At 59.2% G+C, this 13263-nt stretch carries 4 protein-coding genes; all 4 read right to left on the minus strand.

Annotation, left to right across the window (positions count from 1 at the left end):
- Positions 1–68 precede the first annotated feature (68 nt).
- Complete coding sequence (sprA, locus tag J4E00_RS28565) at positions 69–7595, minus strand: cell surface protein SprA (RefSeq protein WP_236050335.1); 7527 nt, start codon at positions 7593–7595, stop codon at positions 69–71.
- 189 nt (positions 7596–7784) lie between these two features.
- Positions 7785–8390, minus strand: coding sequence for a Holliday junction branch migration protein RuvA (gene ruvA / locus J4E00_RS28570; protein ID WP_208178778.1), 606 nt, complete (start codon positions 8388–8390; stop codon positions 7785–7787).
- Between the two features lie 195 nt (positions 8391–8585).
- Positions 8586–10856, minus strand: a complete 2271-nt coding sequence (locus J4E00_RS28575; protein ID WP_208178779.1) for an NADP-dependent malic enzyme — start codon at positions 10854–10856, stop codon at positions 8586–8588.
- Positions 10857–10965: 109 nt separating this feature from the next.
- Entirely contained in the window at positions 10966–13155 is a 2190-nt protein-coding gene (locus J4E00_RS28580) for a lytic transglycosylase domain-containing protein (protein WP_208178780.1), read from the minus strand.
- Between the last annotated feature and the right edge of the window lie 108 nt (positions 13156–13263).

Raw genomic sequence — 13263 nt, forward strand, 5'->3', positions numbered from 1 at the left:
ATGGGGAAGTGAATAGCCAAATGTGCCATTCACTTCCCCATTCCGGCTTTCCGGCCTTCGTCTTTCACTTATTGCGTCAGGCTATAGCGCAGTTGCACCCCCCCTTCGGTAGTGGAGTTACGGAAGGCATTGCTGATGCGCGGCGTGGTGATGGTCTGACTGTAGTAGAGCTGCAGATTGAGGCGGGTATTGAGCAGGTAGTCGATGGTGGGGCGTAGCTGGAAGGTTTTCGAGCCGTTGGTAATCTGGCCCTGCGCGCGGCCCACGGAGGCTGGCAAGCCCTGCGGGTTGCCGGGGTCGGCCACGTCGATGATGCTGCGCTGAATGGTGATGTTGTCGCGGATGCTCAGGTCGAGGCGGGCAGTGAGGTTGTTCTTAAGCACGCGCTGCTCGCCGCCAACCCGGAAGGGCAGCTTCAGGCTGTTGGTGGCATAGCCGAAGCCCACGATGATTTCGTTGGTGTACAGCTCTGTTACCTGGGCGTTGGTGGTGTTCAGGGCAATGTCGCGGCTGGTGCGATACTCCAGACGGCCGGTAGCCCGGCTCACGGTCTGGAAGTTGACCCCAATGAGCGGGGCAAGGCGTTCAGAGATGCTCACCTGACCCACAATGTAGTAGGGCACGAACTGGCCCGTGCTATTCTTCAGGTTGGGGAAGTCATTGTCACCGTTGAAGTTCGACTCATAATCGGTGGCCGTGGTGTAGCTGCCTACGCTGTAGATGGAGGTGTAGGCGTGGTTGAGCGTGAAAGATGAGAAATACTTTTTCACGAAGGGCAAGTCGGCAAAACCGTTGTAGTCCACGCGCCAGTTGGGCAGCGGTATCATGGAGAAGGGGTCGAAGGGCTTGGCCTCGTAGCCATCGGAGGAGCGGCCGTGGTAGGCATCCACAAAGCTCTGAATCAGGACTTCCTGCGAATTATAGCCGTATGCACCTGACTTATCCGTGTTGGCAGCGGCCAGCTTGCCACGCACAATGGGCCGGTTGTTCACGAAGCGTGTGAAGGCCTTGGAAGTCTCACCATTGGCCCCCAAATCGCCAAACAAGGTCTGAATGGTGATGGTCGAGGTCTGGAACGAGCCCGTGCCAAACAGCGGGTGCGGGGCTAGGGTAGTTAGCCCGGTAACTGCATCACGCACGGGCACCAGGGTGGTATCGTTCACTTGGTTGCGGTAGTACACCTCTCGGTTGCGAGCTAGCTGCTGGCGGGCATCTACCTGAATGTTGAAGCCACGGAAGGGCTCCAGCGCCGTGCGTAGTGTTATAGTCTGGGTCAGTAGAGAGCTGAGCGGCGTGTTGAGGTACTGGCTCTCCGGAGTGTACCAGCCTTTGCTGTTAGCAGTGTTATAAAGCTCATCGAGGCTGCTGGGCTGCTGGCCGATGATGAAGGGCAGGCCAGGCGCAGTGAAGCCGTGGTCGAAGCCAAACAGGTTGGTTTTGGGCAGGTAGCCGGGCAGCAGCGTGCCATTGGAGCGCACGTAGGTGAAGTTGATGGAGCGGGCCGTCATCAGGGAGCGCAGCACGGCTTTCACGAAGCGGTTTTTCTCCTTCGTCGTGTCCGGTACTGAGGTAGCGGGGCGCGACTGTGCATCGCCAGTCCGCAGCAAGTCGGCCGTGCGGGAAGCTTTGGGCTTGGCCATGGGCGGCGACGCGTTGTTGATGATGTTCAGGAACTTCACTTTGTTGTAAAGCTTCACCAGGTCAATCTTGCCGTTGGCACTGAGCTCGGCATTGTTCTGAATGGTGTTGCCCAGGTTCACCTGATAAGTAGCCGTATCGGTGGCACTGGTGGGGTTGCGGAGGGCGCGCTGGCCCAGCGAGGCGGCCTGCCAGTTGTAGGTAGCCGCGTAGCGCGTGTCGGCGCTCAGCCAGTCGGTGAGCGGGAACTTGTCGAGCGGCAGCCGGTAGGTCACAGCGGCCACCTGATTGAAATTGACGGTACGGCCGCCCTGAATCAGGTTGCGCTGAAGCTGGCTGCGGTTGTCGATAGCCGTCTGGCTTTCGCCGATGGTGCGGCCGGGCCCTTCGTCTACTACACCCCGGTTGGTGGCGGTGTAGTCGAAAATCAGGCTTTTGGTCAGGTCCCATTTCAGGTCGTAGATGCGGCTCACGTAGAACGACTTCTGAATGATGGCGTCGCCGGCCAGTACCGGCAGCGTACCCGGCTCCAGCACCCGCTGCAGGAACCGCTCATTATACCGCCGGTCCAAGTCGGTGCGGAACGAGAAGCGGGAGGGCAACGGCGTGAAGTTGATAGCCTGAAAAATCTTGAGATAGGGATTATCCAGGGCCTTTATCGAGGCCAGCGGGGTGTAGTTCTTGGGCGTGGTCTGGTACACGTAGGCCACGGCGGCAGTATACGACTTGGTGTAGTCGCGGTCGGTTCGGATATCGGAATGCAGGCGGTCGGTGATGGAGTAGCTCAGGGCCACGTTCTCAATGTCCCAAGGCTTGGGTTTCACGACGGGCGCGCCGGGCTTGGGCTGGCCGCGTTCCTTGCGCACGTTCAGCACGGCAATGCTGCGGCTGGTGGTCTGGTCGATGACCAGCTTGCGATACGCCGCCTGAGCCGCCGCATTCTCGCTGTCGGTGCCTTTGTTGAATTTCAGCAGGCTCTGGTCCAGCTTGGTGTCGGGGTCGAGCGGGTCGTAGAGGGGCGAGCGGCTTTCGCGGCCCACTTGCAGCAGCACCGGCACGCGCAGGTTCAGCTGGGGCGGCAGGAATTTCTCCACGGCCACGGTGGTGTTCAGGTCGCCCCGGAACACGTTGTCAATCGAGCGCTGCTGCACCTTGTCCTGCAAGCCGCCGAAGCCCACGCTGGTGAAGCTGCCGGTCGCCGTCACGTTGGCCACATCGGCCAGCTTCACGTTGAGGCGGGCAGTAGCCGCATAGCCGGCCTGCTGCTCAAAGTCGAACACCCGGAACTCATCCGCCCACAGGTTTACGGATTTGGACGAGGTGGTGGGGTCGAGGCCGCCCACCGGGTTCAACACGCCTAACATCACGCCCTGTACGGCCGAGAAGTCCGGGTTGCCCATAATAGTAATGGTGGCACCGTTTGCCAGCACCACGGAGTAAGGGACTGTCAGTGAAACATGTTCTTGGTTACGCTTGGCCTTAGCGTCGATGAAGTCCTGAAAGGCTACATCAATCTGGTTGGCAACGGGCCACACTTCCTCAGGAGTCCGCTCGCCTTCTTTGGTCAGTGTTAGGGGTAGCGAGTATTGATAGTAGTTCTGAGTATAGTCGGTGCCGATGCGGATAAAGGCTTCGACTTCACCATCGCGTACAGTATTATCGTCGCTGTCGCCGTGCAGGTACAGGCGCAGGCGCTTATAACGCAGCATGTTGATGGTTATATTCTTGTAGGCCGCTTTGGCGTAGCCGTCGCGCAGGTTGACCACAGATAGGCGCAGACTCTGCTCGTTTTGGAGGCGCGAGGTGCTGCTGCTGCCATACTCCTTATCGCGCAGAATACCAGGCGGCGACACGTACGGAATTTTATTAGAGCCAATGGCCGTAGTCAGGCCATTCTCCTCTATGCTCACCGTCGAGATGTTGAAGGCATCAGCATCTGTAACCTGACCCGGAGGCAGGGTGTTACTCTGCCGGCTATCCACGATAGGGTAAAGGAAGCGGCGCCACTGGTTAGCCACAAACTGCGGCTGTACCAAGCGCAGCACCACCGGCTCGCTCCAGCCGGTCATGTACATGCGCAGGAAGCGGATGTTTTTAAAGCCAAAATCCCGGCCACCATTGCCCTGTATTCGTGTGTACTCGCGTACTGGAATACGGAACAGGTACCACGTTACCGCATCGCCGTTGATGGGCGGCGTGGTCACCTTGTCAATTATATAACGGGAATTGGGATTGCCTATGTCAAGCCCATTGGGCCGCAACTGCATCTTGTACTCGTAGTACTGCTCCACGTCCTGCACCACGTTGTCGCGGTTCAGGTCCTCCTTGTCGGGGAAAGCAGTGGAACTGAGCTGGCTGTTTTCGGGCGAGTTGCCTTCGTAGCCATTGTAGTCTTTGTAGCGGCCCAGCAGCTTGGTGTTGCTTTGGTCGTAGCTGGGGTCGAGGTGGTGCCGGAAGTTATCGGCTGAAGGGTCGGGTAACTGGGCGAATTGCGTACCATAGCTGGTAGCCGCTTTGGCCCGCTCATTATCGTCGTTCAAGCCATCGAGGCCAACATCTTGAGCTGTCCGCGCACCGGGCGCTGCGTTGAAGGCATCAGTCAGGAACTGCTGGCGCGTCACCCGTCCCCACACGGTAGGGTTACTATTGTCGGTAATATCCTGCGGGTCGGTGGTGGTAGGCAGGCCGTTTTCGAACTCGTGCTGGTTCTGGTCCTTCAACGCATCCTCGCTCACGTTGCCCAGGTTAATTATCAGGTCGCCACCGTGAGTATTAGGGGTCGGAGTCGGGTTGTCCGGGTCCAGCACCACGCCGTTGGCCGAATTGATGAACGGGTCCATCATCCAGAATTCCAGGTATTCGATGTTGGCGTTGTCAAAGTCCGTATCGAAAGTAATGGCCCGGCTGACGCCACCAAACTTGTCCTTCGGGTCTTCGACACTTAGATTAAAGCTTTTACCATCCGACCCGATGTTCGGGTTGTAGTTGTAAGGCCCGCGCTGCTTCGGGTAGTAGGCCAAGTCGAAGGTGTACTCGTAGCCGTTGCCGGTCGAGCCCAGGTCTTTGTTGGGAAATACCTCGTCGCGCTTCACTCCACGCACGTAGTGATTCAGCAGGTCGCCAGCGCCAATGTTAGCCGGAATACTCGACCCACCTGTGTAGTAGCTCTGGTCGATGGTGTACCAGGCCAGTTTGGCACGCTTGTAGTTGTAAGACAGCCCCACCGAGTTTCCGGCAAGGGGAGCCGGCGTTGAGGCCAGACGCCAAGCCGGAATGCTAGCCAGCCCGCCCAGCGTGTAGGGCGTACGCGCATTCTCAAAGTCGTCGACGTACGACACGCCGTTTTCGCCGTTGCCCAGCTGCGAGCGGCCCGGCAGCAGCTTAGCAAATTCGCCGCTGAAGGCAATGGTCGAAATCTCCTTTGTCGACACGAAGGGCAGCATGTCGAGGTACTTGGTCAGCACGCGGCTGTCTTTCCGGATGCTGCCGTCCAGGCCCACAATGGTGTTGTTACCCGGCTCGTCGCCAATGTTCACGCGGTTGATGCCGGGGGCCTGATTCTCCAACAGATGCAGCGCCGTACCGCCGATGGTCACGTCCTGGTTCAGCTTGTAGTCGAGGCGCACGCCCACCAGCTTACGTGGCTGCACCTGTACCAGGGCATTTTTCTCAAACTCTACTTTCAACTCGTTGGCCGAGTTCAGGTAGGCTGGATTCAGGATTTTCACCTTGGCCTGGTCGTAGAACACCTGATAGTCGGTGCCCTCCGTCAGCAGCGTCGAGCCCGAGCGCACCCGCACCGACCCCTGCGCAATGCCAATGCCCGGCAAGCTGATTTCGTCCGACCCCGCCCCGCCCTGGAAGCGCCCACGCAGGAAGAACTTATCCTTCTCCTGGCGCTGCTGGGCGTCGCTCTGGGTCTGGTTGTAGAGGTCCGAGTACACGTACTTGTCAATCAAGCCGGTTTCGGTGGGGTCGAACTGCGACTGCAGGTAGGAGCCAAACGGCTGCACATTCGGGAAAATGACCTTGCCCAGTTCCGTATCAATGGTGATGCCGGGGAAAAAGTCAAAGTTGCCATCCGGCAGCTTGTCGTTGTTGGAGTTCACCTTGTCGAGGTTCAGCACCTCAATCAGCGGCCGGTTGGTCAGCCGGGCACCTTCCTTCAGCGAAATCAGGTCGACGCCTGTGGCATCGTCCTTATAAATGATTTGCAGCTGAAAGTTGTCCCGGCTCAGCTGCGAGGCGTTCAGGGGATAGATGTTTTTCATCATCAAATCCCAGGTCGGCGTGTTGCGTGTCAGCAGGTTGGTGTTCTGCGGGTTCAGGGAGGGGTCGGCCAGGCCCACGCCGGGATTGCTGGCCCGCAGCATCTTCAGAAACACCACTTGGTCGGCGCTCAGGTTGCCGTAGGCCTCCGTGAGCTCGCCCACTTTATAGGTCTTGCCGTTGAAGAGGTAGGTGTAGCTTACACCGAGCACCTGGTCGGGCAGCAGAGCCGTGTTCAGGCTTAGATAGCCGAGCTGAGGGTTGAAGGTGTATTCACGTGGGTCGAGCTTGCGGGCGCGCACCCGTTCGTAGTCTACGTTTTTGGTCAGGCCCTGCCCTATCTGCAGGAAGTTGTCCACGCCCAGGTTGTCGCGGGCGGCGCTGCCGCCGCTCACCAGGGTTTGGAACTGGCTGTTGGCCGAATTGTCGGCGGGCGTGCGGATGCTGGGATTACCGACACGGTATTTACTGGCTTGGTAGATTCGCGCCGGCTCGGCCAGGTCCATCAACGTCACCACGTTGCGCAGGTTTTCGGTGGTGCGGTTGTCGTTGGTCACGTACACCTCCAGGCGCGTGATGCTCACGCCGCTCGTGATGGTGGGCAACGTGCGCAAGGCCTCGTCGTACCGGTCGCGGAAGTACTGCGACAGGAAAAAGTGCCGGTCCTTCTCGTACTGGCTGGCCTTGATTTCGTACTGCCGGCTCTGGGCCCCGTTCTGCACGCGCACCTCGTCGGCGGTACCACGCACGGTGGCGGCTACGGCTGTCACACCCAAGCGGCCAAACTGGGTTTGAACTTTGGCGCCGAACAGGTTTTGCCCGCCCTGCACCAGCGAGTTGGTGAGTGGCAGGCTCACATTGCCCAAGTCAACCTTCTTGATGATGTCCGTCTCCTCGCCCGCGTAGTCAAACTTCATCTGATTGTCGAAGTCGAACGCAGCTTTGGTATCGTAGTTGAACACCAGCTTCAGCTTGGTGCCGATGGCCCCCGTGAGGTTGACGTTGATGTTCTGCTCAAACAAAAAGTCGCCCACGCTTTGCTGGCGCAGGGTTAGGGCCGGGTTCTCATTCTTGTTGAAGCGGGCGCCAAACTTGAGCGTAACCGAGCCCGCCGGCCGAATGTCCACGTAGCTGCCCCCAAAAATTCGGTTGGCAATCGGGCCCATGTAAATCTTCGGAATCAGGCGCTGGGCCTGGGGCGTGCCCGCCGCCGCCGCTGGGCCGGTGATGCCACCCTTGGCTTTCTGGCGGTAGTAGTCGCCAATGGCCTGCCGCCGCTGAAACTCCTCGTACTCTTTATAGCTCACCACGCTGGGGTCGCGGTAGTCTACCTCGGCGCCGACTTTCTCCTTAACGTCAAAATTTTTCAGGCTATCGTCAACCGTCACCCCCAGCTTTACGTTCTTAGGCAAGGGCAACACCAAGGGCGAGTCGCGGTGCTGCTTGCCGAAAGGACTACCGGGCCGGTCGTGCGCGCGTACCCGGGGCCGGCGGCTCGGCTTGTAAGGGCCCAAAGTATCTGCCACCGCCCCAGCGGGCCGGGGGGTATCGGAGGCCAGGGTCCGGCTGGCGCGTAGCCACAGGCGGGTAGCCCGCGAGCCGGCAACGGGTGAGGCCTGGGCCCACCACGCCAGCAACGACGCAACCACAACAACCGAAGCGGGGAGTAATTTCTGTCCGGATTTCAAGCAGGATAGGTGGATAATGGCGCAGACCAACCGGCCCACGCCAGGCACGGCATATGTAGAAGTAGTACTGAGTAATCAGTGCCCGGCAATCCGAAATTCGGTAGTCAACTTTATGCTGACTACCTGATTCTGACTACCTCACCGAGACAACCCGTGCGGCGACGCGAGCCTCAAAATTCGCGCCACGACTCAATGCGACTTCAAAGCAAATTTAATCAATTCCTCCACGCTTAGCTCCCCACCGTGCTTCTGCTGAATCTGGTCCAGCAGCTTTTCGGCGGCGGCCCGCGCAAAGCCGAGGGTCACCAAGGCTTGCAACGCTTCGGCGCGCCGCGTATTGTGCTGGCGGGCGAGTGGCACGGTATCAACGCCGGCTTTGGCCAGCAGCTCGTCCTTCCGCATCTTGTCTTTTAGCTCCAGAATCACGCGCTGGGCCGTTTTTGGCCCCACACCTTTGATGCTCTGGATGGCCCGCACATTTTCACTTACAATGGCCTCGCGGATTTCGCCCACACTCATGCTGCTGACCATCACAATGCCCGTGCCCGGCCCAATGCCCGACACCGAAATCAGCAGCATAAACAGCGCCTTCTCGCTGGGGTCGAGGAAGCCGTAGAGCGTTTGCCCATCTTCCTTGATGTGTTGGTAGGTGTAGATTTTGGTGGCCTGGCCTTCGGCCGGAAGCTTGGAATACGTGGCCAGCGAAATGCGGACTTCATACCCTACGCCGAGAATATCGACAATGGCGAGGGTGGCGTCTTTGTATGCGAGTTTACCGTCGAGGTAGGCAATCATAAACCGGGGAAAGGGGAATCGAAAGAAATGCTACTGTGGCTGGGTAACATCAGTGACGGGCTTTTTATCTCCCAAATCTACTGGCTTTTCGGCCAAAAATGTTGGGCAAAATGAGGAAGCTGTGAAGGAATAAAAAAAGAACGTCCAACTGAGCAAAGCTCCGCCGGACGTTCTTAGATGCTACTATTTTTCTATCTACAGCCCCCGGCTGCCCGTTTGGGCATCGACTACGGCAATGGCGGCCATGTTCACGATGTCGCGCACGCTGGCTCCCAGCTGCAGAATGTGAACTGGCTTGCGCATCCCCATCAGCACCGGCCCGATAACCTCGGTGCCGCTGATTTCCTGAAGCACTTTGTAGGCGATGTTGCCCGACTCTACGTTGGGAAAAATCAGTGTATTAGCGCCTTTCTCAGCCAGCGGCGAGAAGCCGTAGTGCTCCTGCAGCAGTTGCGGGCTCAGAGCTACGTTGGCTTGCATCTCGCCGTCAATCAGCAAGTTGGGGAATCGGGCTTTGGCCAGCTCAGTGGCCCGGCGGGTTTTTTCGGGCAGCACGCCGGCATTCGACCCAAAGTTGGAGTAACTGATGACGGCAATACGCGGCTCGGCATCGAAGAAACGTACTGCCCGGGCTGTAAGGCCGATAATCTCCACCATTTCCTCGGCGGTTGGATTGATGTTCACAGTAGTGTCGGCAAAGAAGTAAGGACCTTTCTTGTGCTGAATGATGTACATCGACGACACGCGCTTCACCCCTTCCTCGGTACCAATCACTTGCAGCGAAGGAATAATGCTTTTGCCGTAGTCCTTGGTGAGGCCGGTGATGCAGGCATCGGCTTCACCTGTTTCCACCATCATGGCGGCGTAGTAGTTGCGCTCACGCATCAGGCGGCGGCCTTCGTAAAGCGTCATACCACGGCGCTGGCGCTTGTGGTAAAGCAGGTTGGCAAACTCCTCACGCTTGCCGTCGTGATTCAGAATGTTGATGATTTCGCAACCTTCAAGGTCGAGGCTGTTCTCGCGGGCAATGGCGTTTATCTTTTCCTCGCGCCCCAGCAGGATGGGCCAGCACACGCCTTCATCACGTAGAATTTGTGCTGCTTTGAGAATCTTATAGTTGTCAGCTTCGGCAAAAACCACACGCTTGGGGTTCGACTTCGCAGCCGAAGTCATGCGGTTCATCAGCTTCTGGTTCACGCCGAGGCGAGCGCGGAGCTGGTCTTCGTAGGCTGCCCAGTCTTCGATGGGCAGGCGGGCCACGCCACTTTCCATGGCTGCTTTGGCCACCGCTGGGCTGATGCTGGTAATCAGACGCGGGTCGAGCGGCTTGGGAATGAGGTAGGCCCGCCCAAAAGCTAAGGTATTGTCACCGTAGGCTTTGTTCACCATTTCGGGCACGGGCTCTTTGCTTAGCTCGGCCAGGGCGTGCACGGCTGCCAGCTTCATGGCCTCGTTGATTTCGGTGGCGCGTACGTCCAAAGCACCCCGAAAAATGTAGGGGAAACCCAGGACGTTGTTTACCTGATTGGGATGGTCGGAGCGGCCGGTGGCCATTATCAGGTCGTCGCGGGTGGCCATGGCCAACTGGTAACTCACTTCCGGGTCGGGGTTGGCCAGCGCAAACACGATGGGGTTGTCGGCCATTAGTAGCAGGAAGCCAGCCGGCAGTACGTTGGCCGCCGACAGGCCCAGGAATACGTCAGCGCCCTTCATGGCTTCTTCCAGCGTAGCCACCTCGCGGTCAGTCGCGAACTGCATCTGAATGGGGGCCAAGTCGGTGCGGGCACTGTTGATGATGCCGTCCTTATCGAACACTACCACGTTTTCCTTCTTCAGGCCCAGCGCCAAGTACAGGCGCAGGCAGGAAACGGCCGCCGCACCCGCGCCGCTCACCACTAGCTTCACTTCGTCAATCTTCTTGCCCACGATTTCCAGCGCGTTCAGCAGCGCGGCCGAGGTGATGATGGCCGTGCCGTGCTGGTCGTCGTGCATCAACGGAATGTTCATTCTCTCCCGCAGCTCGGTTTCGATACGGAAGCATTCCGGCGCTTTGATGTCCTCCAAATTGATGCCGCCGAAGGTGGGCTCCAGCGCTTTCACAATGCGAATAAACTCGTCGGGGTCGGTAGCATCAATCTCAATATCGAAGCAGTCGATACCGGCAAATTTCTTGAACAACACGCCCTTGCCCTCCATCACCGGCTTGCTGGCGGCCGGGCCGATGTTGCCCAAGCCCAGCACCGCCGTACCGTTCGAGATAACAGCCACTAGGTTGCCCTTGGCGGTGTATTTGTATACGTCGTCCGGGTTGGCGGCAATGGCCTTGCAGGGCTCGGCCACGCCAGGCGAGTAGGCCAGGGCCAGGTCAAGTTGCGTGCTCACGGGCTTGGTGGGCACTACTTCAATCTTGCCGGCGGGCTCCTGCGAATGGTAGTTGAGCGCGTCTTGCTTGTTTATTTTCAGCATCGGGAATTCTTCAAAATGGAAACGGCCGCGCGGGGCAGCGCGGCCGTCTAGGGCGAAATTAGCGCCAAATGCGCGGCAAGCCCGACAATTATTAGTTCGGGATGGGTTTTTAGCTCTGTGGTACCAGCAGCTTTTGGCCCAGTTTTACCTCGTCAGAAGTAAGGTGGTTGACCTCGCGCAGCTTTTGCACGCTTACTCCAAACCGCCGCGAAATATTGAACAACGTATCGCCGGGCTGTACCAGATGCACTTGGGAGGGTAGCGCCCGCTTATCCGCAGCCGGCCGCGATGTAGCGGCCAGAGCCGGTGCCGCCGATTTAGCAGCGGCTACCACTGGTGCCTGCCGTCGGGGCATTTCAGCCTTTCCCTCGCCCGAAGCCGGCGCACGGAAAACCAGCCGTTGGCCCAGCACTACCGTTTCCGATTCCAGGTCGTTCCAAGTCACCAGCTGAGCTACCGTAACATTATGCTCGCGGGCCAGACGAGTGAGGTTATCACCCTTGCGTACAGTGTAAGGAGTAGCATCGTTGGTGGCGACGGCTGGCACTTCATCGGCCTCTTCTTCCGGCTCGGGCGCAGCTGCTGCCGTGGCCTTGGCCTCGTTGCGCTTCGCATCGGCGAGCTGGGCCTGTGCTTGACGACGGGCCGCTATGCGTGCCTGGGCTTCGGCAGCGGCCTGTTGCACGGCCTGCCGTTGCCGGATGCCAGCCAGTCGTGCTTCCTGCATCTTTTCCTGGCGCGTAAGCTCTTGTAAGCGGGCTACTTCGCGGGCGTTGGCATCGGCCTGCTCTCTGCGGGCTGCCGCTTCTTCAGCCGAAACCGAGGACCGCGCCGGGTGGGGCGCGGCTGCCACCATGGGCAGAATCTCCGTAGCCGGCGGGGCAGCGGGGGCCCGACGCAGCGCGGCCGTTGGGAGTGGCACAAAAATCACCAGTTGTTTACCTGGCTTCAGTGCGCGGCCTTTGGGCAGCTCGTTCCACCGACGCAACTGGGTCTGGCTTACCTCAAACCGTTCGGCGAGGCTGGCAAGGGTTTCGCCGCGCTTCACCTTGTGCGGCACCCGCCGGAAACGCGGTGCTTCGTCGTCAGCGCTGGCACGAGGGCCCGCAGTGGCGGCCAGCTGCTGCCGGTTCACCCAAGGCTCCACGCCATCGAGGCGGGGCGGCAGAAACACCAATGGCTGAGGTAGCGCAGCGGTAGGCTGGCAATACTGGAGTAGCGTGGTTCGGTCCACATCGCCTAAGTGCCCGGCGGCCGATGCTGGATAGCGCACCACGTAGGGCCGGTAGCCGGCCGGCAGTGCGGCCCTACGCAGCTCCGGGTTGTAGCGCGTGAGGTAGAGCGAGTCGTCGTAGCCACAAGCCCGACTCAGGCGGCGCAGGTCGAAGGCATAGCCGCGCAAGTTGAGCGTATCCAGCTGCTCGGCATATTGGTAGCGCAGGTTAGATGTACGCAGGCCGTGGGCTTCGGCGTACTTCATGCTGTACATCACGGCCGTGAAGGTGGGCACGTAATTGCGCGTTTCGGCGGGCATGTTGGGGTACATGTCCCAAAAATTCTTTTTGCCGGTGCGTCGCATTACGCGCTGCACGTTGCCTGCGCCCCAGTTGTAGGCGGCCAGCACCAGTTCCCAGTCATGAAATACGCCATAGAGGTAGCGCAGGTGCTTGCAAGCGGCTTCGGTGGCTTTTTCAGGGGCCATGCGCTCGTCAATCCACTCGTCGCGCACTAGGCGTAAGTCGCCGGCCGTGGGGCCCATAAACTGCCAGAGGCCGGTGGCGCCAACCGGCGACTTGGCCGTCGGAATCAGCGAAGACTCTACCACAGCCAGGTATTTCAGGTCCGTGGGGAGGTTATATTTTGCCAGGTATTTCTCGAAAATGGGGAAGTAAAACTGCTCTCGTTCCAATACACGCTGCATGTAGGCGCGGTTGCGGGCCGTGAAGAGCGTCACGTAGGCCATCACTGAGTTGTTGAACTGGTGCGGCACATCAGTTTCGATGCAGCCTACCCGGTCACACACCAGGTCGCGCAGGGTGGGTGGCGTGCGCAGCCATTCCAGCCGCGCCGAGTCGATGACTGCAGGGCCTACCGGTGCTGCCACCAGCGAATCGGGCTGCAGTTCCAGGCGCACCCGTACGGTGTCGCCCAGCAGCGCGGGCATAGAAGCAGCCGAATCGGGCTGCGGTACCTGTTGGGCCTTGGTTTCAGTCGTCTGCAGCAGCAGCCAAGGCAGCGCCAGGGCCAGCCACAGCCGGCCGCCCTGGGTAGTTTTCACTTGCTTAATCCCTTGCTTCATAGCACTAAGGTAAGGCAGAGGTAAAGAACTTGTAGAGATAAAATAATTTTGCTTCTACGGAAAGCTGAGTTTGATGGTCGTCCCCTCTCGTTCAGGCGCATTTTATCC

The organism is Hymenobacter negativus (assembly GCF_017571495.1).
Classification (GTDB): Bacteria; Bacteroidota; Bacteroidia; order Cytophagales; family Hymenobacteraceae; genus Hymenobacter; species Hymenobacter negativus.